Annotated in this window: 22 protein-coding genes and 1 other RNA gene; 11 read left to right on the forward strand and 12 right to left on the reverse strand. The window is 67.4% G+C overall.

Going from position 1 to position 25074, the window contains the following annotated elements:
* Positions 1-44: 44 nt before the first annotated feature.
* Positions 45-1385, reverse strand: a complete 1341-nt coding sequence (glnA, locus tag AC5WS7_RS36195) for a type I glutamate--ammonia ligase (RefSeq protein ID WP_495959143.1) — start codon at positions 1383-1385, stop codon at positions 45-47.
* Positions 1386-1658: 273 nt separating this feature from the next.
* Entirely contained in the window at positions 1659-3200 is a 1542-nt protein-coding gene (locus AC5WS7_RS36200; protein WP_495959144.1) for an alpha/beta hydrolase, read from the reverse strand.
* A gap of 143 nt (positions 3201-3343) precedes the next feature.
* Between AC5WS7_RS36200 and panB the strand changes: the two genes are divergently transcribed.
* The 5 genes from panB to AC5WS7_RS36225 all read left to right on the forward strand — a co-directional run bounded on the left by panB (position 3344) and on the right by AC5WS7_RS36225 (position 7929).
* Positions 3344-4192: a 3-methyl-2-oxobutanoate hydroxymethyltransferase gene (gene panB / locus AC5WS7_RS36205; RefSeq protein ID WP_495959145.1), complete on the forward strand. Its 849-nt coding sequence runs from the start codon at positions 3344-3346 to the stop codon at positions 4190-4192.
* 154 nt (positions 4193-4346) lie between these two features.
* Positions 4347-5429 carry a DUF4185 domain-containing protein gene (locus AC5WS7_RS36210; protein WP_495959146.1) on the forward strand — a complete coding sequence of 361 codons (1083 nt, stop codon included), beginning with the start codon at positions 4347-4349 and terminating at the stop codon, positions 5427-5429.
* Between the two features lie 198 nt (positions 5430-5627).
* Positions 5628-6053: a hypothetical protein gene (locus AC5WS7_RS36215; RefSeq protein WP_495959147.1), complete on the forward strand. Its 426-nt coding sequence runs from the start codon at positions 5628-5630 to the stop codon at positions 6051-6053.
* Positions 6053-7012 (forward strand): prolyl aminopeptidase, encoded by a 960-nt coding sequence (gene pip / locus AC5WS7_RS36220; RefSeq protein WP_495959148.1) that lies wholly within the window; start codon positions 6053-6055, stop codon positions 7010-7012. Before AC5WS7_RS36215 ends, pip begins: the two co-directional genes overlap by 1 nt.
* On the forward strand, positions 7012-7929 hold the full coding sequence (locus AC5WS7_RS36225; protein WP_495959149.1) for a CHAD domain-containing protein: 918 nt from the start codon (positions 7012-7014) through the stop codon (positions 7927-7929). The genes pip and AC5WS7_RS36225 overlap by 1 nt, the downstream gene beginning before the upstream one ends.
* 67 nt (positions 7930-7996) lie before the next feature.
* Here the strand turns inward: AC5WS7_RS36225 and AC5WS7_RS36230 are convergent, their stop codons facing one another.
* Together AC5WS7_RS36230 and AC5WS7_RS36235 are read right to left on the reverse strand one after the other, a co-directional pair.
* Positions 7997-8329, reverse strand: a complete 333-nt coding sequence (locus tag AC5WS7_RS36230) for a hypothetical protein (RefSeq protein WP_495959150.1) — start codon at positions 8327-8329, stop codon at positions 7997-7999.
* A 764-nt stretch (positions 8330-9093) separates the two neighbouring features.
* Positions 9094-9681, reverse strand: coding sequence for a TetR/AcrR family transcriptional regulator (locus tag AC5WS7_RS36235; protein ID WP_495959151.1), 588 nt, complete (start codon positions 9679-9681; stop codon positions 9094-9096).
* A 104-nt stretch (positions 9682-9785) separates the two neighbouring features.
* On the opposite strand from AC5WS7_RS36235, the gene AC5WS7_RS36240 reads away from it, so the two are divergent.
* Both AC5WS7_RS36240 and AC5WS7_RS36245 read left to right on the forward strand, forming a co-directional pair.
* Positions 9786-10763, forward strand: a complete 978-nt coding sequence (locus tag AC5WS7_RS36240; RefSeq protein WP_495959152.1) for a zinc-dependent alcohol dehydrogenase family protein — start codon at positions 9786-9788, stop codon at positions 10761-10763.
* 80 nt (positions 10764-10843) lie between these two features.
* A complete protein-coding gene (locus AC5WS7_RS36245) occupies positions 10844-11767 on the forward strand; it encodes an alpha/beta hydrolase family protein (protein WP_495959153.1) in 924 nt (307 codons plus the stop codon).
* A gap of 60 nt (positions 11768-11827) precedes the next feature.
* Here the strand turns inward: AC5WS7_RS36245 and rpoB are convergent, their stop codons facing one another.
* Positions 11828-15340, reverse strand: coding sequence for a DNA-directed RNA polymerase subunit beta (rpoB, locus tag AC5WS7_RS36250; RefSeq protein WP_495959217.1), 3513 nt, complete (start codon positions 15338-15340; stop codon positions 11828-11830).
* A gap of 318 nt (positions 15341-15658) precedes the next feature.
* The gene (locus tag AC5WS7_RS36255) at positions 15659-16606 is read right to left on the reverse strand and encodes a slipin family protein (RefSeq protein ID WP_495959154.1); all 948 of its coding nucleotides are present in this window, start codon (positions 16604-16606) and stop codon (positions 15659-15661) included.
* A 242-nt stretch (positions 16607-16848) separates the two neighbouring features.
* Between AC5WS7_RS36255 and AC5WS7_RS36260 the strand changes: the two genes are divergently transcribed.
* On the forward strand, positions 16849-17643 hold the full coding sequence (locus AC5WS7_RS36260; RefSeq protein ID WP_495959155.1) for a D-alanyl-D-alanine carboxypeptidase family protein: 795 nt from the start codon (positions 16849-16851) through the stop codon (positions 17641-17643).
* A gap of 35 nt (positions 17644-17678) precedes the next feature.
* Here the strand turns inward: AC5WS7_RS36260 and AC5WS7_RS36265 are convergent, their stop codons facing one another.
* The 4 genes from AC5WS7_RS36265 to rnpB form a co-directional block, all read right to left on the reverse strand.
* Positions 17679-18185 (reverse strand): HAD domain-containing protein, encoded by a 507-nt coding sequence (locus AC5WS7_RS36265; RefSeq protein WP_495959156.1) that lies wholly within the window; start codon positions 18183-18185, stop codon positions 17679-17681.
* 283 nt (positions 18186-18468) lie between these two features.
* Entirely contained in the window at positions 18469-19545 is a 1077-nt protein-coding gene (locus tag AC5WS7_RS36270; protein ID WP_495959157.1) for an SDR family NAD(P)-dependent oxidoreductase, read from the reverse strand.
* A 34-nt stretch (positions 19546-19579) separates the two neighbouring features.
* On the reverse strand, positions 19580-20044 hold the full coding sequence (locus tag AC5WS7_RS36275) for a hypothetical protein (RefSeq protein WP_495959158.1): 465 nt from the start codon (positions 20042-20044) through the stop codon (positions 19580-19582).
* Between the two features lie 207 nt (positions 20045-20251).
* An RNA gene (gene rnpB / locus AC5WS7_RS36280) (RNase P RNA component class A) lies at positions 20252-20662 on the reverse strand.
* A gap of 137 nt (positions 20663-20799) precedes the next feature.
* Here rnpB and AC5WS7_RS36285 point away from each other — a divergent pair.
* The 3 genes from AC5WS7_RS36285 to AC5WS7_RS36295 all read left to right on the forward strand — a co-directional run bounded on the left by AC5WS7_RS36285 (position 20800) and on the right by AC5WS7_RS36295 (position 22929).
* Complete coding sequence (locus tag AC5WS7_RS36285; RefSeq protein ID WP_495959159.1) at positions 20800-21687, forward strand: alpha/beta hydrolase; 888 nt, start codon at positions 20800-20802, stop codon at positions 21685-21687.
* A 79-nt stretch (positions 21688-21766) separates the two neighbouring features.
* Positions 21767-22240, forward strand: coding sequence for a GNAT family N-acetyltransferase (locus AC5WS7_RS36290; protein ID WP_495959160.1), 474 nt, complete (start codon positions 21767-21769; stop codon positions 22238-22240).
* A 170-nt stretch (positions 22241-22410) separates the two neighbouring features.
* Positions 22411-22929 (forward strand): TrmH family RNA methyltransferase, encoded by a 519-nt coding sequence (locus tag AC5WS7_RS36295; RefSeq protein WP_495959161.1) that lies wholly within the window; start codon positions 22411-22413, stop codon positions 22927-22929.
* On the opposite strand, the gene AC5WS7_RS36300 is transcribed toward AC5WS7_RS36295, so the two are convergent.
* Positions 22930-24114: a bifunctional RNase H/acid phosphatase gene (locus tag AC5WS7_RS36300; RefSeq protein WP_495959162.1), complete on the reverse strand. Its 1185-nt coding sequence runs from the start codon at positions 24112-24114 to the stop codon at positions 22930-22932.
* Positions 24115-24121: 7 nt separating this feature from the next.
* Positions 24122-24859 (reverse strand): zinc ribbon domain-containing protein, encoded by a 738-nt coding sequence (locus AC5WS7_RS36305; protein ID WP_495959163.1) that lies wholly within the window; start codon positions 24857-24859, stop codon positions 24122-24124.
* Positions 24860-25074: the final 215 nt, after the last annotated feature.

The following is a 25074-nucleotide window of genomic DNA, read 5'->3' on the forward strand; positions in this document are numbered from 1 at the left end:
GGCCGGTACGACCGGCGAACCTCCCGCATCCGTCCGGCGCGTGACTACAGCCCGAGGTATTCCTTGAGCTCGAAGGGGGTCACCTGCGCGCGGTATCCGGCCCACTCCCGGCGCTTGTTGCGCAGGAAGAAGTCGAACACGTGCTCACCGAGCGTCTCGGCGACCAGCTCGGAACGCTCCATCACCCGCAGCGCGTCCTCCAGGCTGGTGGGCAGTTCCTTGAAGCCCATCGCGCGGCGTTCGGCGGCGGTGAGCGCCCACACGTCGTCCTCCGCCTCCGGTGGCAGGTTGTAGCCCTTCTCGATGCCGCGCAGACCCGCTGCCAGCAACACCGCGAAGGTCAGATACGGATTGCAGGCCGAATCGGGGCTGCGGATCTCGACCCGCCGGGACGAGGACTTGTTCGGCGTGTACATCGGAACCCGAACCAGCGCAGAACGATTCGAGCGTCCCCAGGAGGCCGCGGTGGGCGCCTCGCCGCCGTGCACGAGGCGCTTGTACGAGTTCACCCACTGATTGGTGACCGCGCTGATCTCCGGGGCGTGCTCGAGGATGCCGGCGATGAACGCGCGCGCGGTCTCGGACAGGTTGTTCGGATCGTCCGGATCGGCGAAGGCGTTGGCCTCGCCCTCGAACAGGCTCATATGCGTGTGCATGGCCGAGCCGGGATGTTCGGGGAACGGCTTGGGCATGAACGTCGCGCGCACGCCCTCGTCGATCGCCACCTCCTTGATCAGGTAGCGGAAGGTCATCACGTTGTCGGCCATGGACAACGCGTCGGCGTAGCGCAGATCGATCTCCTGCTGGCCGGGCGCGCCCTCGTGATGGCTGAACTCCACCGAGATCCCCATCGACTCCAGCGCGTCGATCGCGTGCCGCCGGAAGTTCGGCGCGGAATCGTGCACCGCCTGATCGAAGAAACCGCCGGTGTCCGCGGGGATCGGCGCGGTGCCGTCCTGCGGGCTGTCCTGCAACAGGAAGAACTCGATCTCCGGATGCACATAGCAGCTGAAGCCGAGGTCACCGGCCTTGTTCAGCTGCCGCCGCAGCACGTGGCGCGGATCGGCCCAGGACGGCGAGCCGTCCGGCATCGCGATATCGCAGAACATTCGCGCCGAATGCTGATGACCCTTGCTCGTCGACCAGGGCAGCACCTGGAACGTGGACGGATCCGGTTTGGCGACCATATCGGCCTCCGACACCCGGGCGAACCCCTCGATGGCCGAACCGTCGAACCCGATGCCCTCCTCGAAGGCGCCCTCGAGCTCGGCGGGAGCGATCGCCACCGACTTCAGATACCCCAGCACATCGGTGAACCAGAGTCGCACGAACCGGATGTCCCGTTCCTCCAGCGTGCGCAGCACGAATTCCTTCTGGCGATCCATAAGCGCGAGCGTAAGCACCCGGCGTTAAATCCGTGTTACATGGCTGTGTTTGATTGCCTCCGCTCCGCTCCGGCGTGTTCGCGGCCCCCGAGGCTCGCCGATGAGCACTCGAGACTCGGGCTTCGCCAATGCGCTTCGAGTGCTCATCGGCGAGCCGGCCGCGAACTCCTCGCTCGAAGGCTCGCTCCGTGCGGATTACGTCGGGAGCGCACGTGACATGTGGCCGGAACGTGACCTCGCCCCGGAGTGTCGGGCGACGCTGCGGCGAACTGCTCATCCGCAGGTGAGGCCCTGCGCGGGCTCCTTCAGATCGATCAGGTAGCTGGTGACCGCGTCGTCCACGCACGGCACGCCGCCGGACAGGAACACCGTGTGCCTGGTGCCGCGGTTGGTGATCAGGTCCGCGCCGAGCTGCTGAGCCAGGTCCACGCCCGCCTGGTAGGGAGTCGCCGGATCGTTGGTGGTGGAGATGACCACGGTCTTGGCCAGACCCGGAATCGAGAGTTTGTGCGGGTTCTCGGTATTGGGAACCGGCCAGAACGCGCACATCTCCAGCGGCGCCTGGCTGCTGCCGTGCCCGTCGTCCAGGAATGGCGCGACCTTGCGGTACTCGGCGTCCTCCCGCGCGGCCACGGCACGATCCTTGATCGCCGGATCGTCGACGCAGTGGATGGCCAGGAACGCGTCCTGGGAATTGTCGTAACTGCCGTCCTTGCTCCGGCCGTCGTACAGATCGGCCAGGCGCAGCAGCACGTCGCCCTGACCGTTGCGCAGCTGGATGAGCCCGGCGGTGAGCAGATCCCAGTTGTCGCTGGCGTAGAGGGTGTTCTGCACGCCGGTGATCGCGTCACCGTAGGTCAGCGTGCGGTTCTCCTTGGTGGGAGCGGGGTGGTCCCACAGTGGATCCACGAGCTTCTGGAACTGCGCGGTCGCCTGCGCCGGATCGGCGCCCAGCGGGCAGTCGGACTTCTTCACGCAACTCTGCACATACATGTCGAAGGCCTTCTGGAAGCCCGCGGCCTGGTCGACCGACTCCTGTTGCGGCTGCTGCTCCGGATCGACCGCGCCGTCCAGCACCATCGCGCGCACCTTGTCCGGGAACTTCTCCGCGTAGCTGTAGCCCAGGCGGGTGCCGTAGGAGTAGCCGACGTAGGTCAGCTTCGGATCACCCAGCACGCCCCGGATGATGTCCATGTCCTGCACCACCTCGCGAGTGCCGACGTGGGCCAGGAAGTCGTTGCCCGTGCGCTGGGTGCAGTGCGCGGCGAACTGCTTGTCCTCGTTCTCCTGCGCGGCGATCCCGGCGGTGTTGTTCTCCTTGGGCGCTTCGGCGCGCTGCGCGTCCCACTCCTTACCGGTCAGGCATTTGATCAACGGGGTCGAACTGCCGGTGCCGCGCGGATCGAAGCCGATCCGGTCGAAACGCTGCGCCAGCGGGGTGTCCTGCCCCTGCTGCACCATCCAGGTTCCGGCCTCGCCCGGACCGCCCGGGTTGAACATCAGCGAACCGATCTTCTGGCCCGTCGCCTTGATCCGCGACACCGCGATCCGCGCGGTGGCTCCGCCGGGATTGCCGTAGTCGACCGGCACGCTGATGTGCGTGCACTCGGCGGCCTTGGGCATGCGCTCGTCCGCACTGCCGAATCCGGCGCAGCTGCCCCACTGCGGGGTCTGCTCGTAGAACTTCTGCAGGGCCGCCGCCGAGGGCGTCGACGAGGTTGGCACGGACTGCTCCTTGGACGACGTGGAGCAGGCGGCAGCCACACAGACCAGGGCCACAACCGCCGCGACACGACCGGATCGCAACAACGACATGGCGACGATCCTCGCATTCGAACCTGTGTGATGAAATCCATGGTCCAGCGGCCTTCGCCGGGTGCCGGCCCGGTGGCATGCTGGTGGAGTCACATCAGCCCGGGGACCCGTTGGGCCTCGAGGAATCGACGAAAGGGACGATGATGTCCACAACCGATGCGGAAACCCCTGCTTACGGCGCCGCGCCGCAGACTTCTCGGCGGAAGACGCGAGTGCAGCACCTACAGCAGATGAAATCCGCCGGGGACAAGTGGGCGATGCTCACCGCCTACGACTACTCCACGGCGAAACTGTTCGAAGCGGCCGGAATTCCGGTACTTCTGGTCGGCGATTCGGCGGCCAACGTCGTCTACGGCTACGACACCACCGTGCCGATCACCGTGGACGAGCTGATCCCGTTGGTGCGCGGCGTGGTTCGCGGCGCACCGCATGCCATGGTGGTCGCGGATCTGCCGTTCGGCAGCTATGAGGGCTCGCCGCAGCAGGCGCTGGCCACGGCCATCCGATTCATGAAGGAGGGCGGCGCGCACGCGGTCAAACTCGAAGGGGGCGAACGTGTTTCGGACACCATCGCCACCCTCGTGGCGGCCGGCATCCCGGTGATGGCGCATATCGGGTTCACCCCGCAGAGCGTCAACACCCTCGGCGGATTCCGGGTGCAGGGTCGCGGCGACGCGGCCGAACAGCTCATCGCCGACGCGATCGCTGTTCAGGAGGCCGGCGCTTTCTCGGTGGTGATGGAGATGGTGCCCGCCGAGCTGGCCGGGCAGGTCACCCGCAAGCTGACCATTCCCACCGTCGGCATCGGCGCCGGCGCGGACTGCGACGCCCAGGTGCTGGTCTGGCAGGACATGGCCGGCTACACCAGCGGTAAGACGGCGCGTTTCGTCAAGCAGTTCGCCCAGGTCGGCGATCAGCTGCGCACCGCCGCGGCCGACTACGCCGACGAGGTGCGCCGCGGGGTGTTCCCGGGCCCCGGGCACTCCTTCTGATCCTTCGCCGCCTCGCGGCGGGCGGGCCGTGCGCGGCCGGCGGGCCGTCCGCTGCGGGTTGGGTCGCCGACGCTCGCCGGGGCCCGGTCGGGTTTCGCGGTGCTTCCCCCGGGGAAGTCCGGTCTGTCGGACCCGACGAAGGAGGGGGCGAGCCATGGCCCAGAACGGCACGTATCTGTGTGACAACCAAGGTGATTCGGCCGCCGGCTTCGGGGTGGGCTCGGGGGATCTCGGTATTCCGTTCCAATTACCGGATGGGACATGGGGTTACGTGTTCGGTGACTGCTTCGCCGGGCAGGAGGCCACCGATCCGTACATCGGCAGCCCGGTGATGTTGTACCAGAACACATTCGACGCTTCGGGGCAGACGCCGATCACGTTCACCGGATCGCAGCCGAGCCCGAAGGCCGCTCAACTGTTCGGCTACCAGCACCGCGCGGACAACGGATTCGGTTACGAGGTCAGCCGGATCCCCAATGACGCAATAAGTTTGAGTCAGGGCGGCAGATCGCGGCTGTTCGTCCAGTACACGTCGGTGGCCCAGTGGGTCGCGCCGGGCAGCGCCGACGACGGGTCACTGCAGGGCGGCGTCGCGTACTCCGACGACGGCGGCGCGAGCTGGCGGGACTTCGACCAGCACTGGCCGGGCAGCGGCCAGGGCAGTAACGGCAACCCAGAGCTGATGTGGAGCTTCGCCGGCGTCGACCCCGACGGCTATCTGTACATCTTCAGCAAGGCCTGGAACGGCAGCCACAACTACGCCGGCGACGGTGGCCGGATCCAGCTGTTCCGGCTGCGGCCCGCGGATTTCTTCGACGGCGATTTCGGCGCGCGGGAGAACTGGGTTTTTCAGGGCGGCGCCTGGCAGTGGCTGCCCGCCGCGGCCGCCGCGCCGACCTCGATCTTCGCTCCCGGCAACGGGATCGGCGAATTCTCGGTGAAGCGGATCGGCGAGACCTATGTGATGAGCTATTTCGACACCACCGACTACAGCATCCGCACGCGCACCGCTGCCCGGCCGGACCAGGTCTGGTCGGATCCGAGAACGCAGGTGGTCGGCGATCGCGGGCTATCGCCGTCCCGATGTCGGCTGCCGGTGCTGAAGAATCTGTACGGCGGTTACATTCATCCGGGCAGCGCGGATCCGTCGAATCTGACGTTGATCATCAGCGCCTGGGACGGCACCGGCGGCCACCGGCCCTATACCGCCACCCAGTGGTCGGGCTTGTCGGCCTGATCGGCGGCCCGCGGGCTCGCACGGCGACGAGACCGCGAATCCCGCGCTCCGAGACCGGGTGACGGCCCGGAGGTGGTGAGGAGCTCACCCGCGGTGGCACACTCGATGCCGACGGATACGAATTTCGAACAAAACGAACATAAGTAAAGGGTGCAGATGTCGCAGAGCCGTTGGATGACTCGCGGGACGCTCGGGTCCATGGGGATCGCCGCGGTGGTGATGCTGGTCGCCGGATGCGGGTCGAGTGGCTCACCGGCCCCGGCGGGATCCAGCGGTCCGGCCTCGTCCACCTCGGCCTCGGCTGCGGCCACCGGAACGGCGAGCTCGACCGTCACCACCTCCCCGCAGCCCGACCCGCAGGATCCGATCGCGCAGAAGTTGTGCGACGAGATCAAACCGCAGCTGTCGGACTGGCGGGTGCAGGGGCCCTCGCTCAGCGGCACGGCGCTCAACATCGCGGTGCACGAATGGGCCCTGCGCAACGGCGGACTCCAGCTCAGTGCCCGCGTCCTCGGTGACAAGGCGATGATCGATCGCATCACCAGCAAGACCTGCCCCGACGTGCGCACCGAAGCCCTGCAGGCACTGAACCTGCCGAACCTCGCCGCGGGCATTCTGTTCTGATGCGCACCCTGTACCCGCCCCTGGAAGCCAACCGGCACGCCTGGCTGGACGTCGGCGACGGCCAGCGGCTGTATTGGGAGGAGAGCGGCAATCCGGACGGCAAACCGGTGGTCTTCCTGCACGGCGGGCCGGGCGGCGCCAGCGCACCGTTCCACCGGCAGTTCTTCGATCCGCAGGCGTACCGGATCGTGCTGTTCGATCAGCGCGGCTGCGGTCGCTCCACACCGCATATCGCCGACGGGGCGAGCCTCGAGACCAATACCACCGGAAATCTGGTCGCCGACATCGAGAAGCTCCGCACTCATCTGGGCGTGGAACGCTGGCAGGTGTTCGGCGGATCGTGGGGTTCCACGCTCGCGCTGGCCTACGCCCAGGCCCATCCCGAGCGCGTCACCGAACTCGTGCTGCGCGGGATATTCCTGTTGCGGCGCAAGGAGATCGACTGGTATTACAACGGCGCGGCCGGCTACGTCTACCCGGACGAGTGGGAGAAGTTCCTCGCCCCGGTGCCGCCGGACGAGCGCGACGGTGACCTGGTGAGCGTCTACCAGCGGCTGCTGCACTCCCCCGACGAGGCCGTGGCGACCGCCGCCGCGATCGCCTGGACCACCTGGGAAAGCTCCACCAGTGCACTCCTGCCGCAACCGGATCGGGTCGCCGAGACCGCCGAACCGCGGTTCGCCCTGGCCTTCGCCCGCATCGAGAACCACTATTTCGTGAACGGCGGATTCTTCGACGAGGGCCGGCTGTTGCGCGATATCGACCGCATCGCCGAGATTCCCGGCGTCATCGTGCAGGGGCGTCACGACATCGTCTGCCCGGCGGTGAGCGCCTGGGATCTGCACCGCGCCTGGCCGAATTCGGAGCTGCACATCGTCGCCGACGCCGGTCACGCGGCCAGCGAGCCGGGGATCGCCCATCACCTCATCGAAGCCACCGACAAATTCCGGGAGGTCTGATGGCCGACACCGCCGGTTCCGCTCTCACCGCCGTTCTCGACGACGACGTCGAGCGGCTGTTGCGCGCCGAACCGGCGGTACGCCGGGACGCACCGGATTCGGTGCACGCGATGCGGGTGTCCACCCGGCGACTGCGCAGTGTGCTGCGGTCCTACCGCAAACTCCTCGAGTCCGGTCGCGTCCGCGAGATACGGGACGAATTGCGCTGGCTGGCAGCGGTTCTCGGGACCGCCCGGGATGCCGAGGTGTGTGCCGACCGGTTCGCGGCCCTGCTCGAACAGCACCGCAGCACGCCGGACGCCGACCGGCCGGACGACCCGACCGCCGCCCTGCGGCGCACGGTGTCCGAACTCGTCGAGAACGAACGCGCCGCCTACTCCGCCGCGCACGCGGTCGTACTGCGCGAACTCGACGGCGACCGGTACGCGAGTCTGCGTGCGGCGCTGCTGGACCTGCGCAGCGCTCCCCCGCTGGTGGCAAACCGCGCCGACGCCGAGGCGAGCCGGGTCTTCGGCAAGGTGCTCAGCGCCGACTTCGAGCAGCTGCGACTGCTGGTCGACCGGGAAATCACGATGCACGCCGATCCGGCGGTCGGCGAGGACGAGCGCATCGAGCACCTGCACGAAATCCGTAAGTCCGCCAAGCGATTACGGTACTGCTCGGAGGCGGCCGCCGATGTCCTCGGCGGCCCGGCGGCCGAATTGGCATTGCGCGCCAAGAAATTACAATCGGTGCTCGGCGACCACCGCGATGCCGTCGAGGCCATGGCGGCCATCCGGGCCGCCGCTGACCACTCCGGAACCCCCGATACCTCCCCCTTCGACCACCTCTACGAATGCGAGGCGGTGGCGGCCCGTAAGGCCCTCGGACAATATTCCGCCGCAGCCGATTTCGTCCGGCAGCGAGACAAGGGTTGACGACGTCGGAACCTTTCGGGCCGACCCGGGACCGTTGGTCCGGGGTCGGCCCGAATTCGGTTCGCGCTTACTGCAATGCCAGCATCGAACCGTTGAGCTGATCCATCGGCCCGTAGACGGTGAACACGACCCGGCCGCTCGGATACTGCGACGAAAGATCCGCTGCCGAATCGAGTGCCTGGCCGAACGAGGCGGCGGACGGATGGGGAAGGATCCCGATCGTCTGCCCGATGTGGGTCTGGTGCACCCACTGGGTGTCACCCGGGGTGAGGTCCACCTGGACCCCACCGGGCAGTGGCGTGAGCGCGAATGCGGAGGCGGACCCCGCTCCCATCACGGCCAAAACCGAAGCGGCTCCGGCGATCAACGCACCGGCCACCAACTTGCGAACTACACGCATATAAACAGAACCTGCTTTCCGACGTTCGTTGACACCCTTTGTTTTCACCGCCACCCCCGACGGGGAAACATCCAACGCGGAACACTTTATGACGTCAGTCACGGTCCGGCCAGTTCGGAGCGGATCGCCGCGCCAGACACGCCGATAACGATCGAATATCGGCCCGATCCGCCGGATTCGGGACGATCCCCGCTCCGGAGTTTCGCGCACTCGTTCGAACCGCACAGCCTCGGGTGCCTGCGGGTTCGGCGCATTCCCAGCGACTCGCGGCCACAGTTCCCCGCCTCGATCCGATGCCGCGCGACCGGGCGGCGCGCCGTCACCTACAGGACGGCCGGATCGGCGTGGCGCACGCGGGGGCACGCTCGCCGATGAGAGCCGATCGATATCACCGGCCGAAGAACAGACCGTACAGTTCGGGTGCTCCCGGCCGCCGAAATCGGCTATTTCCCATCCGATTCCAGCACCTTTCTGCATGGACGGCCGAGCGCTGTTACTGTGGCGCAGGTATTCGCGGGGCCGCCCTGTCTGCCCCACTATGTCCGAATGCGATACCGCACTACCGAACATGAGGAGTTCCGTACCGTATGTCGTCCATCGTCTACGACTACCTGTTGCCGTTGCTGGGCCCCGAAGAGGCCACCCACTGGGCTCAGATCCTGGTGATCAGCCCGGCCGGCTGACGACACAGTCTGTCGAACCGACATCGACGGCGGCCTCCCGTGCGGAGGCCGCCGTCGGCGTTTGCGGCACAGCCGCGGAACTCAATCCACTCGGCGCAGCCCGGCGATCAGCAGGCCGACCAACCGGCGCGCGTCATATCCGGGCCGCCCGCCGCCGGCACACAGCCCACCGGCCCCGCGCATCAGCTCCAAGGCATTCTGACCGGGCAGAATCTCCCCCGAATCGACTGCGGCAGTGAGCAATCGATCGCATACGGGCTCCAGGCGCTCGAGGAAGTACGCGTGCAGCGGATCGAAGCAGGGGTCCTCGGACTGTAGAACCGTGGCGAGCCCTTGTTTGGTGACCAGGAAATCCACGAAGCGGTCCATCCACTGCCGCAGCGCGGCATGCGGAGTCGCACCGCTTTCCAGTAGTTCGGACCCCGCCTCGGCAAGGGCCTCGACCTGATGCCGGTACACCGCGATGATCAGATCGGCCCGCGTCGGGAAGTGGCGGTAGATCGTGGCGGTCCCGACCCCCGCCGCGGCGGCGATATCACGGATCGGCGCCTCGACTCCCGAGGTGACGAAAACCGCCGCGGCCGCATCCAGCAGTGCGGCCTCGTTCCGCCGCGCATCGGCCCGTTTGGACTTGACCGAACCTGTGCCATGCCGATCGTCATCACTCACGCGCGCCCGCCTTCACCACTTGCGTTGCTAAACGGGACAGCGTCCCGTATCTTTAATCGGGACGACGTCCCGTTTTCTTCCATGATGCCAGAAGGGAATTCCCCATGCCACGCGTCGTGATCTTCGACGAACCCGGCGACCCCGATGTACTGCGCATCGTCGAGGAGCCGATCACCGAGCCCGGTGCCGGTGAAGTGCGAATCAGAATCGAGGCCTTCGCCGTCAACCGGCTCGACCAGATGGCGCGCGCGGGCGCGTCTCCCCGGCCGATCCGGTTGCCGCACGCACGCTTGGGAGTCGAGGGCACCGGCGTCATCGACGCCGTCGGCCCGGAGGTCGAGGGGTGCACGGCCGGCGACGCGGTGCTGATCGCGGCCCTGCCCGATGCGGACGTGCGCGGAACCTACGCCGAATACACCGTCGTCCCGGCCACCGCCGTCATACCCAGGCCGGCGGGAACGAGCGTCATCGAGGCGGCCGCGCTGTGGGTGTCCTATTCCACCGCCTACGGTGCGCTGGTGGAGAAGGCCGGGATGCGGCCGGGCGATCATGTCCTGATCACGGCGGCCTCGAGTGCGGTCGGGCTGGCCGCCATCCAGATCGCCGGTCAGATCGGTGCCGTGCCGATCGCGGTCACCAGCCATCCGGGCAAGAAAACCGCTCTGCTGGCCGCCGGGGCCGCAGCGGTCATCGTGAGCGACGAACAGAACGTTCCCGAGGCCGCGCGGCTACACACCGGCGGGGCCGGCGTCGAGATCATCCTCGATTCGATCATGGGACCGGGCCTGGCCGAGTTGGCCACGGCCGCCAGGTTCGGCGGGACGCTGATCACGGTGGGCTGGCTGGACCCCCGGCCCGCGGCGTTCCCGGCGAACGCCCTGACCATTCACCGGTACATGAGTTTCGAGCACACTCTCGATCCGGTGGCGGTGCGCCGCATCGCCGCATTCCTCGGCGCCGGACTGCGTTTCGGGGCGCTGCGGCCGACCGTGGACACGGTGTTCGCCTTCGAGGACGTCGTCGAGGCGCATCGCCATCTGGAAAAAGGACAGCAGATCGGCAAGGTCGTCGTCACCGTCTGAACCCGAGCACGGGACAACGCCGCGATCGATGCGGCGAATCCGTTGTGCGCGTTACCATTCCACCGAAAGGACCCGGTCCGATGACCGATTTCGATGTTCCCCCGCCCGCACCGGTCGTCTCGGTGAAGCCGATCGTGCTGCCCGCTCCCGGCCGCGGCACGGACCTGCGGGTCAGGGTGTCCGCCCCGGCGACCGGGTACGACCTGCCGATCATCGTATTCTGCCACGGCTTCGGCTCGTCGCTGGACGGTTACGGCCCGCTGGCCGACTTCTGGGCGGCGCACGGTTTCATGGTCGTCCAGCCCACCCACCTCGACTCCCGGACGCTGGGCCTGGCGCCGAACGATCCTCGCACACCACGGATCTGGCGTTATCGCGTCGAGGACGTGAAGCGCGTCCTGGACAATCTGGACCTTCTGGAAGCCGCCGTCCCCGGCCTGGCCGGGCGCGTGGACCGAACTCGCATCGCCGCGGCCGGACATTCCTTCGGCGGCCAGACCGCCGGCGTACTGCTGGGCCTGCGGGTCATGGATCCGGTGACCGGCGCGGGGGAAGACCTGTCCGACGCCCGGATCACCGCCGGCGTGCTGCTGGCCACCGCCGGTAAGGGCGGTGCGGATCTGAGTCCGTTCGCGGCCGAACACTTTCCCTTCATGAATCCGGATTTCTCGGCCATGCGCACACCCGCCCTGATCGTCGCGGGCGACCGGGACAACTCCCCGATGACCGTGCGCGGGCCGGACTGGCTGGCCGACCCGTACCTGCTCGCCCCCGGCGACAAAAGCCTGCTGACGCTGTTCGAAGCCGAGCATTCCCTCGGCGGTATCCCCGGCTACGAGGCCAGGGAGACAACTGATGAGAGTCCCGAACGGGTCGCGGTGATCCAGCACCTCACGTGGGCGTACCTTCGCCACGCGCTCGATATCGAGAGTTCCAGCTGGCCCGCGGCGCAGAAGGCGTTGGCGGACCGGCCCGACCCGCTGGGGCGCGTCGAGTCCAAGTGAGGCAGTCCAGCGCCGGACACGCCGCGCACCGGAGATCCGGTGCGCGGCGTTCCTGCCCGATCAGCTCGACAGATCGTCGATCGTCGCGGATTCGTTGCGGGACAGCGTGATTCCGAGGTTGGCGGCGGTGCGATCGAGATCGTCGTCGTCATGGTGCAATTCGACCGCGGCCCCGTCGGTGGAGAGCACCTCCACGTTCAGGCACAACGCCTGCAGTTCCTTGAGCAGAACCTTGAACGACTCCGGTATACCCGGCTCGGGGATGTTCTCGCCCTTGACGATCGCCTCGTACACCTTCACCCGGCCCACCACGTCATCGGACTTGATGGTCAGCAACTCCTGCAGCGTGTACGCCGCACCGTAGGCCTGCATGGCCCAGCACTCCATCTCACCGAAACGCTGACCACCGAACTGCGCCTTACCACCGAGGGGCTGCTGGGTGATCATCGAGTACGGACCCGTCGACCGCGCGTGGATCTTGTCGTCCACCAGGTGGTGCAGCTTCAGGATGTACATGTAACCCACCGCCACCGGGTACGGGAACGGCTCCCCCGAGCGACCGTCGAACAGCGTGGCCTTGCCGTCGGCCCCGACCATGACCTCACCGTCCCGATTGGGCAGCGTCGAGGCCAGCAGTCCGGCGAGTTCCTCCTCGCGCGCACCGTCGAAAACCGGTGTGGCCAGGTTCGTTTCGGGCTCCGCGGACAGCAGCTCCGCCGGCAGCCGCCGCGCCCAGTCCGGACGACCGCCACCGTCGGTGAGCCGAATGTTCCAGCCCGTCTTGCCGATCCAGCCCAGATGCGTCTCCAGGATCTGGCCGATGTTCATCCGGCGCGGCACACCGTGCGTGTTCAGGATGATGTCGACCGGAGTCCCATCCGGCAGGAACGGCATGTCCTCCTTCGGCAGGATCTTGCCGATCACGCCCTTGTTACCGTGCCGACCCGCCAGCTTGTCGCCGTCCTGAATCTTGCGCTTCTGCGCAACGTAGACACGCACCAGCTCGTTCACGCCGGGAGGCAGATCGTCGTCGTCATCCCGCGAGAACACCCGGATACCGATGACCTTGCCCGACTCACCGTGCGGCACCTTCAGCGAGGTATCACGCACCTCACGCGCCTTCTCACCGAAAATCGCCCGCAGCAGGCGCTCCTCCGGCGTCAGCTCGGTCTCACCCTTCGGAGTGACCTTGCCGACCAGGATGTCGCCGTCACGAACCTCCGCACCGATCCGCACGATGCCACGCTCGTCGAGATCGGCCAGAACCTCATCGGACACATTCGGGATATCGCGGGTGATCTCCTCGGTACCCAATTTCGTGTCCCGCGCGTCGACTTCGTGCTCCTCGATGTGGATCGAGGTCAGCACGTCCTCTTCCACGAGGCGCTGCGACAGGATGATCGCGTCCTCGTAGTTGTAACCCTCCCAAGGCATCACCGCGACCAGAAGGTTCTTGCCGAGGGCCATCTCACCGTTCTGAGTACTGGGCCCATCGGCCAGGACCTGGCCCGGCTCGACCCGCTGACCCTCGTCCACGATCGGACGCTGGTTGGAGCAGGTGCCCTGATTCGTCCGGCTGAACTTGTGCAGCCGATACGAACGCCGGGTGCCGTCGTCGTGCATGACGGTGACGAAATCGGCCGAAACCTCTTCCACCACACCGGCTTTGTCGTTCACCACGACATCGCCGGCATCGATCGCCGCGCGCAGTTCCATGCCGGTGCCGACCAGCGGCGATTCCGAACGGATCAGCGGCACGGCCTGTTTCTGCATGTTCGCGCCCATCAGCGCGCGGTTCGCGTCGTCGTGCTCGAGGAACGGGATCATCGCCGTCGCGACCGACACCATCTGGCGCGGCGAGACGTCCATGTAGTCGACCAAGCCCGGATCGACCAGCTCGACCTCGGAATCCTTGCGCCGCACCAGGACTCGCGAGGAGGTGAAACGCCCCTCGGCATCGAGCGGCTCGTTCGCCTGCGCGACGACGTGCCTGTCCTCCTGATCGGCGGACAGGTAGTCGACCTGGTCGGTCACCCTGCCGTCGACGACCCTGCGGTACGGCGTCTCGATGAAACCGAACGGGTTGACCCGCGCGTACACCGACAGATAGCCGATCAGGCCGATGTTCGGTCCCTCCGGCGTCTCGATCGGGCACATCCGGCCGTAGTGGCTGTAGTGCACGTCGCGCACCTCGAGACCGGCGCGTTCGCGGGTGAGGCCGCCCGGCCCCAGCGCCGAGAGGCGACGTTTCTGGGTGAGGCTCGCGAGCGGATTGCGTTCGTCCAGGAAGGTCGAGGACTGCGAGGTGCCGAAGAACTCGCGGATCGCCGCCACGACCGGACGAATGTTCATCAGGGTCTGCGGGGTGATCGCCTCGACGTCCTGCGTGGTCATGCGTTCCCGGACCACGCGCTCCATCCGGGACAGGCCCAACCGGATCTGGTTCTGGATGAGTTCACCGATGGTGCGCAACCGGCGATTGCCGAAATGGTCGATATCGTCGACCTCGACCGGCACCTGCCGGCCGCCGGGCGCGGTCATCGTCGAATCGCCCGCGTGCAGACGCAGCAGATATTCGATGATTGCGGCGATATCCGGTTCGGTGAGCACCCGGCCGCCCTCGGCTGCGGGCTCGATGCCGAGTTTGCCGCTGACCTTGTGCCGCCCGACGCGGGCCAGATCGTAGCGCTTCTCGTTGAAGAAGAGATTCTCCAGCAGGACCTGCGCGGACTCCTTCGTGGGCGGCTCGCCCGGGCGCAGCTTGCGGTGGATGTCCAGCAGCGCCTCGTCGGTGCCGGCCGTATTGTCCTTCTCCAGCGAGGTCATCATGATCTCGGAGAAGCCGAAGCGTTCGGCGATCTGCTCGGCACTCCAGCCGAGCGCCTTGAGCAGCACCGTCACCGGCTGACGGCGCTTGCGGTCGATGCGGACGCCGATGGTATCGCGTTTGTCGATATCGAATTCCAGCCACGCGCCGCGACTCGGGATGACGCGGGCGCTGTGCAGCGTCTTCTCGGTCGTCTTGTCGACGGATTCGTCGAAGTACACGCCCGGCGAACGCACCAGCTGCGAGACGATCACCCGCTCGGTGCCGTTGACGACGAATGTGCCGCGGTCGGTCATCATCGGGAAATCGCCCATGAAAACGGTCTGGGACTTGATCTCGCCGGTGTTGTTGTTGATGAACTCCGCGGTGACGAACAGCGGGGCCGCGTAGGTCAGATCCTTGTCCTTGCATTCCTCGACCGAGGCCTTGACCTCCTCGAAGCGCGGATCGGACAAGGACAGCGACATCGTCGCGGCGAAGTCCTCGATCGGGCTGAGCTCCTCGAGCACCTCCTCCAGGCCGCCCAGGGCCGGCTCTCCCGCCGCGCGCGCCCGTTCGCGCCATGCCCGGCCGCCGGTCAGCCAGTCGAACGACTCGGTCTGAACCGCCAGCAGATCCGGAATGTCCAGGGGTTCATGGAGTTTGGCGAACGAAACCCGTGTGGGCGCGCCGGGAATCCGGGCCGCGGGCCGCACGGTATCGACTTCGGTCTGACTCGAGACTGCCAAGATACGTCCTTCCAGCACCTCGCGGCGACCACGCCTGTTCACGGTCGTCGCGGTATCTGCTCGTCCTGTGGGCTGCATTTCTCATGGCGCACCGTGCCGGATACCGACCTAACCTGACTCGACACCAACGGGCGGAAAGCGACACGCAGACAGTGCGCTTTCCGCAGTCAATTCATTTTCGAGAGCTGGACAGTATGCGCCCTGGCGCGAAAGCCAAAATTACACCCGAAACGACTGGATGTCGAGGGCAGAAACAAACAGACACCGCAATGCAAGTGCCTTTCCCCTTCAATAATGACATCCGGATATACGGCTCGTCAAGGACGATTCGGCGAGTCATTCGTCGAGTCGAGACCGAACGGTCGCATCCTCGCGCGCGGCGCCGGGCTGCAGGATCTCGATGGTGTCGGACCTGCTGCGCGACTTCGGTTCCAGGATCGGAGAATCCGCTGTCTCGGCGCTCACTTCCGGCGCGGGCGAGTCCGGTTCCGCGGACTCGCCGGGTTCCGCGGCCCCTTCGCCCGGTGTCGAACGCTCCAGAAAGCGCAGCAGTTCGACCGGGAAGGGCAGCACCAGCGTCGAATTCTTCTCCGCGGCGACCTCCACCACGGTTTGCAGCAGCCGCAGTTGCAGGGCGGCCGGGGCGGCCGCCATCGTCTCGCCCGCGTCGGCCAATTTCTGCGAGGCCTGCAATTCGCCCTCGGCGGTGATGACCCGGGCGCGGCGCTCACGTTCGGCCTCGGCCTGCCGCGACATCGAGCGCTTCATCGATTCGGGCAGGGCGACATCCTTGATCTCCACCCGATCGATGTGCACGCCCCAGGACAGCGCCGGACTGTCGATCATGAGCTCGAGGCCCCGATTGAGGTGCTCCCGGTTGGACAGCAGATCGTCCAGATCGCTCTTGCCGATGATCGAGCGCAGCGAGGTCTGCGCCACCTGCGCGATCGCGAACAGGTAGTCCTGCACGTCGACCACGGCCTGCACCGGATCGATCACCCGGAAGTAGACGACCGCGTCCACCCGCACGGTGACGTTGTCACGAGTGATGCCCTCCTGCCCCGGCACCGGCATGGTGACGATCTGTACCGGCACCTTGCGCATCCGGTCCACCCCCGGGATCAGCACCCGCAACCCGGGCTCGCGCACGTCACGAACCCGACCGAAGCGGAACACGACCCCCCGCTCGAACTGCTCCACCACCCGCATACTCGCCGCGAACGCCATTGCGGTCACTACCGCTCCCGCCCCCACCACGACGCCGAAGATGCCCAAGATATCCATATCGCACCGCCACGCGAACCGCCCGGCACACGGAAGAGACCGGGCCCTGCATCGATCATGGCACCGGCGCGGCGCGCATGCGAGCACGATCGCATCGGGCCACCCCCGGCCTGCCGATGACGACGGACAGCCTTGCGCCGCCACGAACATCCGGTGAGCCGGTTGGCAGGTCGCGCACCCGGAATCGCGCACAAACGCAGGCGATCCCGCCGCGCGGTCACACCGAACGGCACAATATGCCGATGCGATCAATTGCCCGAGCGATGCTGGCTGCCGCCTCCGGACTGCTGCTCATCGCACCCGCTCCTGCCGTGGCCGCGCCCGCCGCGAACCTCTCGCACACCCGGTTGCCCGCGATGTCCGCGGAGCCGGACGGTGTGCGGGCGCCGTTCGCCGAGCTCGCCGACGGGCGGACCGGCGCGGTGCGCTGGTCGCGGCAGCCGAACACCCGGGCGCCGATGGGCAGCACCACGGGCCTGGTGCCCGGCGAGGTGCTGACCGCCAGGCAGTTGCTCTACGCGATGATGTTGCCCTCCGGCTGCGATGCCGCCTACACCCTCGCCGAGGCGTACGGCCCCGGCCAAGCCGCGTTCATCGGCAAGATGAACGCGACCGCGGCCCGCCTGGGCATGGCCGACACCCATTTCACCGACCCCAGTGGCCTGCCCGCCCCGTCCGGCTATTCCACCCCGGCCGACCTGGTCGAGCTCGGTATGAACGCCATGTCCCGGCCCCTGTTCCGCGGCATCGTGAGCACCCAGACCTACCACCAGCCCGCCGGCCCGGCCAACCGCGACCACCTCTGGCGCACAACGAATCTGCTGCTGCGTGACTACCCCGGCACCATCGGCATCAAGACCGGTTCCACCGACGCCGCCGGCACCTGCCTGCTGTTCGAAACGGTCCGAGCGGGCCAACCTCTGCTCGGCGTAGTCCTGCACAGCTCACCCACCAGCGACGCCGCGGCCGAATCCGACGCGCAGCACATGCTCGATTGGGGGTTCGGCCCGATCCTGAGCCTCATTCCCATCCCCTGACAACGTCCGAACAGATTCGGTCATAGTCACCGGCATCACGATGCGTCCAGCCATTCGCCGACGGCGGCAAAATCGGTATCCAGCAGCCCGGACACACCATCGACCCGATGCAGCAGGGCCCGGCCGGGATGGTTGCCGCGAACCCAGATCCGGTCGTGATCCCTGATCTCGTCATCGACCCAGACGAATGGACGACCAGCGGCCGCGCTGACCAAAGCCCTTGTCTTCCAATGCAATCCGTCGTGATAGTAGTCACCCTCGGGATACTCGGGCAAGCTCACCACGGGTAAAGGCGGCAGTCCGAGGATCGGCGCGATGACGAGGTTCGCGTCCTCGGCCCACCCGCTCGCCCAGGCCAATTCACATCCCAACGCCAGCAGTCGCGTGCCGACGGCACGGCTGATCCGAGACAGTGCCGGGTTGGTCGGCTGCTGCCACGCAGCCCAATCCCTTTCGCCCGCAACCGGGTCGGCCGCATCGTGCGGAAGCACCGTCCCGTCGACGTCCAGGAACAACAACACTCGATCCCTGCCGGTCGCCACCGAACCAGTCTGCCCGGACTGCCGTGCAACGGCATCCGAAACACACAGCCGCACATCGAATCACGGCCGGGAATCATCGCCGGACACCAACCTCCCGGGGCAGACTCGCCACAAGCAGAATCCGAGCCGGTGAAGCTACCGTTCCCAGCGCAGCCGATAGACCGGTGATGAGAGGAACGCATCCGGCGAGAGCCACCAGTATCGCGATGTATATCAGGCGTGCCGGCACGCCCCGCACGAACTTCGCATCCCCGACGCACCGATCGCCGCCGCACGGCAGAGTTCATCTGCCATGTACGTGTGATGCCGAGAAGGCTACTCCCGGAACTCGTTCGATCGCACCGGAGTTTTCGCCGCCGGCCGCCCTATCCGACGGCGGGATCTCCCAGTGGCCAGAGCATCTGGCCTGGACCGCAGCGGATGATGGCCGAATCGGCGTGCTCGGGTCTGCGAACGGATCGACACCGGTGAGAGCCGAACTGGCGGACCAGAGTTCAGCGGCTGTGCCGGGATCGGTCATGTGGGCGTGGGGTGTTTCCCGGTGCGGTTGCCCGCGCAGACCGAATGCCCTTGGGCCCCAGAGCTGCCCGCCGACGATCTCGGGGTCCACAACGGCTCGGACGATGCTTTGCGCGCCCATGTGCTTACCGTGCACCATGACCGCCGCGGGCAGTCCGCGCAGATGCTGGGCGGTGGTGCGCACGAACAACGGCGGCCGCGACGGGGTCAGCGAATCCAGCGCGCCGCCGGGGTGGGCGACGATGCTTGCCGTCCCGACGCCGTGTGCGCGCAGCCGACGATCCAGTTCGAACCCGAACAGCATCTGAGCCAGTTTCGATCGTCCGTAGCTGCGCGCGGGCCGATAGTCGTGCTCGGATTGCAGATCGGTGAGATCCAGCCGTTCCGATCGCGCGGCGAAGCTGCCCACCGTGACCACCCGGCTGCCCTCCGCCGCGACCAGTTTCGGCGCCAGGTGCGCGACCAGCGCGAAATGCCCCAGATGGTTTGTCGCGAACATCAATTCGTGTCCCTGTGCGCTCAGCCGACGGCCGGGACCGTCCAACGCGACACCCGCGTTCAGCACAACCGCGTCCAGCCTGACGGCCCCGAGCGCATCCACCGCCTCGGGCAGCGAGTCCAGATTCGCCAGATCCATTCGCACGCACCGCAACCGAGCATCGGGCACCCGCCGACGAATCGCGCTCACCGCCATCTCCCCCTTACCGATGTCCCGGCAACCGAGCAGCACGGTCGCCCCGGCTGCCGCGAGCCGCTCGGCAACGAAATACCCGATCCCCGCACTCGCCCCGGTAACCAGAACTGTCTTCCCGTCGGCCCGTTCACCGCTCTCCCACGTCATACCCCCACCCTGCCCACAACCGCTTGCACCGCCCTCACACACGACTTGCGCGCGCCGCGCCCGGCGGCCACACAACCGTCACCGGCACACCGCGCTCCCGCGCCAGCGCGACCACACTGCCGGTGCCGCTACGCTCGCCTGCCTCCCCATCCCACACTGCGATCAGCCGATCGCACGCCTCGACCACGGCACCGTTAGCGGCCTCGTACGCATCGGCGCCGGCCTCGTCGAAGTCCATGATCCGAACGCTTTCCGCCCGCTTCAGCAGTTCATCGAACAGCGGCGCGTGGTCGGGCTGCACCTTCCGCTCCCGATAGTTCCGCGAGGGCAGCACGACCTCCAACCGGCCACCCGCGTCGAGCACAGCCTGGGCGAACACCGAATCAGCACCCGGCGCAATACAACTGACGCCGGTCACCGCGGCGGTCCCACCCTGTGCGGTGATCTCGCGAATGACCTGCGCGTACACCAGCGCCACCGTATCCGCGGTCAGGTTCATATGTCCGGTCACGCCGATGCGCACCCCCGCACTCCTTTACGTCGTCGCGTCAACCATAGGCCGGTCGTGAATCGGTCGGTCGCTGTTATCGTGAAGCTGGCACATCGCCGACACCAACAGTGAACAGACGCATGGGCAAGTCGGTGGCGCGGTTCGAGGTCGACACCGAGGGAGATCGCGCCCGTTGCGGTTCGTAGCAGCGAAGAGGGGACGAGTCGGTCTATAAGCCGGATCCTGTTCCCGGCTTGCGCCGGGTGGCGACCATCCATCTGGATGCACCGTTGCCGGGCACCTCGAGCGGTCCACCCGCGGGCTCGGGCGAGCAGCCCTCGAACACCCGCGCAGCCGCACTCGCGGGGAGTGCGGCCTTCGACCTTGCTCCGGGCGGGGTTTACCTAGCCGCCCCGGTCACCCGGGGCGCTGGTGCGCTCTTACCGCACCGTTTCACCCTTACCGGCGCGTTGCGCGCCGGCGGTTTGTTTTCTGTGGCACTGTCCCGCGGGTCACCCCGGGTTGCCGTTAACAACCGCCCTGCTCTGTGGAGTCCGGACTTTCCTCGGCGCCGGGCGGCGGCACAATCGTGCCCGTTCCCGTCGCCGCGGTCGCCCGACCGACTCGTCCGGGGGCATTATGCCGCACCGGGTGTTCGGCGGCCCCGCGGGTACTGCCCTGCGGACGCCTCGCGCCGAGATTTCCGGTCATGACCGGGGATCCAGCGCAGCGGACCGAAACCGGAACAAGTACCGTATTTCGCCATGGAGCGTGTCGAGGTGGGGTTCCCTTCGGGAAACGATCAGTGTGCAGCGTGGCTCTACCGGCCCGATGGACCACCCAAACCGCGCCCGCTGGTCATCATGGGCCACGGGCTGGGGGCGAATCGGGAAATGGGTCTGGACCGGTATGCACGCCGGTTCACCGCGGCCGGGATGGGTTGTCTGGTCTTCGATTACCGCAACTTCGGGGCAAGCGGCGGCACACCGCGCCAACTGATCAGCATTCGCAAGCAGCGTGCGGACTGGCGTTCGGCGATCCACTACGCGCGCACCATCAAGGGTTTCGACGCGACACGAATCGCCTTGTGGGGCAGTTCGTTCGGCGGCGGGCACGTGCTGTCGATCGCACACGAGGACGACTATCTCGCCGCGGTGGTCGCGCAATGCCCGTTCACCAGCGGCTGGTCCTCGGCGATGGCCAAGGGCCCGATCAGCCTCACCAAGACCGGCGTCGTCGCCACCACCGACCTGCTGATCGGCACGATCACGCGCAAACCGGTCAAGGTCCGCCTCGCCGGGCGCAAGCGGTCCGCGGCGTTGATGAGCGCCTCGGACGTGCCGGAGGGGTTCGGCCGCCTGGCCGAGGAGAGCGAGCAGTACCAGCCGAAGGTGGCCGCGCGCTTCGGACTTCAGGTGCTGTTCGATTCCCCGTGGCGGCGTACCAAGGCCATCAAGGTGCCCGTGCTGTACTCGCTGTGCGACAACGACTCGGTCGCGCCGGTCAAACCGGCCCTCAAGGCCGCCGAACGCACCAAGCACTCGATCGTCAAGCGGTACCCGATCGGGCATTTCGACATCTATTTCGACGACTGGTTCGAGAAGGCCGTCTACGACCAGACCGATTTCCTGGTCTCGGTACTGCGCCCGTAACCGCCTGTCGCGCAATGGTTTCGCTCCGGACGACGTAATCCGATTGCCCGGGACCGGGCCCTGGGAGGACGATCACCGGATGACCGTGCGACAGATTCCTCCGCAGGAGTGGCAGACGATCCGGACCGCGCGCCTGGCCGCGCTGGCCGGATCCCCGCCGGGGACCTTCGCCACTGTGCTGGCGGAGGCGCAGAGCTGGGACGAGGAGCACTGGCGGCTGTGGGCCGCGCGCCGCACCATGTTCGTGGCCGAATCGGGTCCGGATGTGATCGGCTGCGCGGGCGGCCTCCTGGAACACGATGTCCCGGTACTGGTGTCGATGTTCGTGGAGCCCGCGGCACGCGGCACCGGAGTCTCGCGCGAGCTGATCGAGGCGGTCGCCGGCTGGGCGCGGGCCGGCGGGCACGCCGAACTGCGGCTCTGGGTGGTCGACGGCAATACCTCTGCCGAGAAGCTCTACCGCAGAATGGGTTTCACCCCGACCGGACTGATCCGCAATACCGGTGTGCACGCGCCGGACACCGAATACGAGATGTCCCTGCCGCTGCGCTGAACCTCCTCGCCGCGAATCGGGCACTGCCGCAGGTACAATGAACGGTATCCCGGTGGGCGAGCACATGCCCATCCCGATGATGGCCCCGGTGCGCCGAAGAGCACCGTCTCGATGATCCTATTTCATGCTAATTCCGTTGTCCCCCACGGGAAGGGCCTTCCCGTGCACCGATGAGCGCGGCGCGGGCGCGCACGCCCGCGGAAATCCACCGCCGACGCCGCGACCGAGCGCACACCTGCTGGAATCACCTCGTCGCGGCGCCGCTGTGGCCCAAGCACGGCGTCAATCTGGGCACGCTGCTGCGGACCTGCGACGCGGTCGGCGCATGTCTGGCCGTGCCGCGGTGGCCGTGGATTCCCGAAGCGCTCGCACGCGGAAACACCTTGCGGCACCGCACCTGTGTGCACTGGATCGACGGTCGCACCGATCGCTGGCTGGACCGGCAGCGCGGCGGCGGATCGGCGATCGTCGGGGTGGAGCTCACCGACGAATCGATCCGCCTCGCCGATCTGCCGGTCGCGCGCAAGCGTACCGTGATCGTCCTGGGGAACGAGGGCTCGGGAATCCCGCCCGAAGGACTCGAACGCCTCGACGTGGCCGTGGAGATCCCGATGGTCGGCACCGGGCACAGCCTCAACGTGGCGGTCGCGGGCTCCCTGGTGCTCTACAAGCTGGCCGGTCTGTGCTGATCACAGGTAGGAGGTGTCGTTCACCAAGCGCACCGAGGAGCCGCCGTCGGGATAGAACTCGGCGATCGACAGCGAGGCCAGATCCAGGTGTAACCGGTACAGCAGCGAGGGACCCACCCCGAGAGCCAGTTGCAGCAGGGTCTTGATGGGTGTGACGTGACTGACCACGACGACGTTGCGCCCCGGATACAGCCCCACCAGGTCCGCGCGCGCCGCCTCGACCCGCTCGCGCACCGCGGCGAAACTCTCACCACCCGGCGGCGATACCGTGGAATCACTCAGCCAGCGCGCGTGCAACTCCGGATCGGCCTGCGCCGCCTCGGCGAAGGTGAGTCCCTCCCAGTCACCGAAATCGGTCTCGATGAGCCGATCCAGCACCCGGACCTCGACGTTCAGCGCCTCACCGACCGCAGCCGCCGTCTCTCGCGCGCGGCCGAGCGGCGAGGATACGATCGCGGCGATATCCCCTTTGGCCGCAAGGTATTTCGCCGCCCGCGCGGCCTGCTCCCGCCCCAACGCGGTGAGCGGCGGATTCCCGCGACCCGAATAGCGCCGCTCGACCGACAGTTCGGTCTGCCCGTGCCGCAACAACAGCAGCCGGGTCGGACGTCCGCGCGCACCGGTCCAGCCGGGCGCGGTCGCCGATTTCCGTTGTGCCGCATGGGCGTCGCCGGACTCGTCGATCCAGCTGGGTGGCGCGGGCTCCACCCCGACCGCCGGATCGTGCCGGACCGCCGCGGTTTCCGGATCCTGCGCCGCACTCACCTCATCGATGAGCGGCGCGTCGTCCATGGCCTCGTTGGCGAGCCGGTCGGCATGGGAATTCTGCGCTCGCGGAATCCAGCTGAAATCGACCCGGTCGAATTGCGTGATCAGCTGCCGCGCCCGGTCGTTGAGCGGAATCATGGCCGGGTGCTTGACCTTCCAGCGACCGGTCATCTGCTCGACGACCAGTTTGGAGTCCATCCGCACCGACACCTGCCGCGCACCCAGCTCCGCCGCGGCCGAGAGCCCAGCGATCAACCCGCGGTATTCGGCCACGTTGTTGGTGGTGGTGCCGAGCGATTCCTTCCGCTCTGCGAGCACCCTGCCGTGATTGGCGTCCCAGACCACCGCGCCGTATCCGGCCGGGCCGGGATTGCCCCGCGAACCGCCGTCCGCCTCGACGATCACGCTGTCGGTCACGGCCGCCTCACAACCCGGATTGCTTGGTGCGCACCATGATCGCGCCGCACTCCGGGCAGCGGACCACCGCATCCGGCGCGGCCTTCGCGATCCGCGCGATCTCGCCGCGATCGAGTTCGATCCGGCACGCGCCGCAACGGCGGGCCTGTAGCAGCGCCGCGCCGACGCCGTGCTGAGCCCGCTGCTTGTCGTAGACCGAGAGCAGTTCCGCCGGGAACTGGGCCAGCAACTGCTCACGATCGCCCGAGCAGCGCTGGGCGGCGACCTCGAGGTCGGCCAGCGCTTCGTCCCGGCGGCGCTGCGCCTCGGCGAGCTCCTCCTCGGCCTTGGTCAGGTTCGCCCCGGTGTGCTCGTGATCGGCGACCGCGGCCTCGCGGCGCTCCATCACCTCGAGCAGATCGTCCTCGAGCACCGAGCGGCGGCGTTCCAGACTGCCCAGCTCATGCTGTAGTTCGGAGAGCTGCTTCGCCCCGACCGTGCCGCCCTCGAGCATGCCCCGGTCGCGCTGTTCGCGCTTGCTGACGCCGTCGATCTCGGTTTCCAGCTTGCGGATGTCACGGTCGAGGTCGTCGAGCCGGATCTCGACCTTCACCGCCGCATCCTTGCGGGAGGTGCGCTCGGCCTCGAGCCGCTCCACCTCCTGTTGCTCCGGCAGGACCTTGCGCCGATGCGCGATACGCGTCAGCTCCGCATCGACCGCGGCGAGGTCGAGCAACTTGGCCTGGATCGTTGGTTCGACATTCAACGCGGGACTTACTCCTCGACACTCTGGAACTATCCGACAGCGCGCCGGACCAGCCGACGCCGAAGTTCCAACCGTACTCCGCACCCGCCCGCGCACACCTCAACCCCGCCGTTTTGTCCCGGCCCCGAGCCGCGAACCCGCCCCGGCGGAATCCAGCGACGGGCACGGGCACCACGCGATCCGGCAAGGGTAGGCGCGCATCGCGAAGACGTGCG

This window comes from Nocardia sp. PLKS1-43, from assembly GCF_059510335.1.

Excerpts from the sequence above, each read along its gene's own strand:
- glnA (WP_495959143.1), bottom strand. The coding sequence starts at position 1,385 with ATGGATCGCCAGAAGGAATTCGTGCTGCGCACGCTGGAGGAACGGGAC.
- AC5WS7_RS36200 (WP_495959144.1), bottom strand. The coding sequence starts at position 3,200 with ATGTCGTTGTTGCGATCCGGTCGTGTCGCGGCGGTTGTGGCCCTGGTC.
- panB (WP_495959145.1), top strand. The coding sequence starts at position 3,344 with ATGTCCACAACCGATGCGGAAACCCCTGCTTACGGCGCCGCGCCGCAG.
- AC5WS7_RS36210 (WP_495959146.1), top strand. The coding sequence starts at position 4,347 with ATGGCCCAGAACGGCACGTATCTGTGTGACAACCAAGGTGATTCGGCC.
- AC5WS7_RS36215 (WP_495959147.1), top strand. The coding sequence starts at position 5,628 with ATGGGGATCGCCGCGGTGGTGATGCTGGTCGCCGGATGCGGGTCGAGT.
- pip (WP_495959148.1), top strand. The coding sequence starts at position 6,053 with ATGCGCACCCTGTACCCGCCCCTGGAAGCCAACCGGCACGCCTGGCTG.
- AC5WS7_RS36225 (WP_495959149.1), top strand. The coding sequence starts at position 7,012 with ATGGCCGACACCGCCGGTTCCGCTCTCACCGCCGTTCTCGACGACGAC.
- AC5WS7_RS36230 (WP_495959150.1), bottom strand. The coding sequence starts at position 8,329 with ATGCGTGTAGTTCGCAAGTTGGTGGCCGGTGCGTTGATCGCCGGAGCC.
- AC5WS7_RS36240 (WP_495959152.1), top strand. The coding sequence starts at position 9,786 with ATGCCACGCGTCGTGATCTTCGACGAACCCGGCGACCCCGATGTACTG.
- AC5WS7_RS36245 (WP_495959153.1), top strand. The coding sequence starts at position 10,844 with ATGACCGATTTCGATGTTCCCCCGCCCGCACCGGTCGTCTCGGTGAAG.
- AC5WS7_RS36255 (WP_495959154.1), bottom strand. The coding sequence starts at position 16,606 with ATGGATATCTTGGGCATCTTCGGCGTCGTGGTGGGGGCGGGAGCGGTA.
- AC5WS7_RS36260 (WP_495959155.1), top strand. The coding sequence starts at position 16,849 with ATGCGATCAATTGCCCGAGCGATGCTGGCTGCCGCCTCCGGACTGCTG.
- AC5WS7_RS36270 (WP_495959157.1), bottom strand. The coding sequence starts at position 19,545 with ATGACGTGGGAGAGCGGTGAACGGGCCGACGGGAAGACAGTTCTGGTT.
- AC5WS7_RS36275 (WP_495959158.1), bottom strand. The coding sequence starts at position 20,044 with ATGAACCTGACCGCGGATACGGTGGCGCTGGTGTACGCGCAGGTCATT.
- AC5WS7_RS36285 (WP_495959159.1), top strand. The coding sequence starts at position 20,800 with ATGGAGCGTGTCGAGGTGGGGTTCCCTTCGGGAAACGATCAGTGTGCA.
- AC5WS7_RS36290 (WP_495959160.1), top strand. The coding sequence starts at position 21,767 with ATGACCGTGCGACAGATTCCTCCGCAGGAGTGGCAGACGATCCGGACC.
- AC5WS7_RS36295 (WP_495959161.1), top strand. The coding sequence starts at position 22,411 with ATGAGCGCGGCGCGGGCGCGCACGCCCGCGGAAATCCACCGCCGACGC.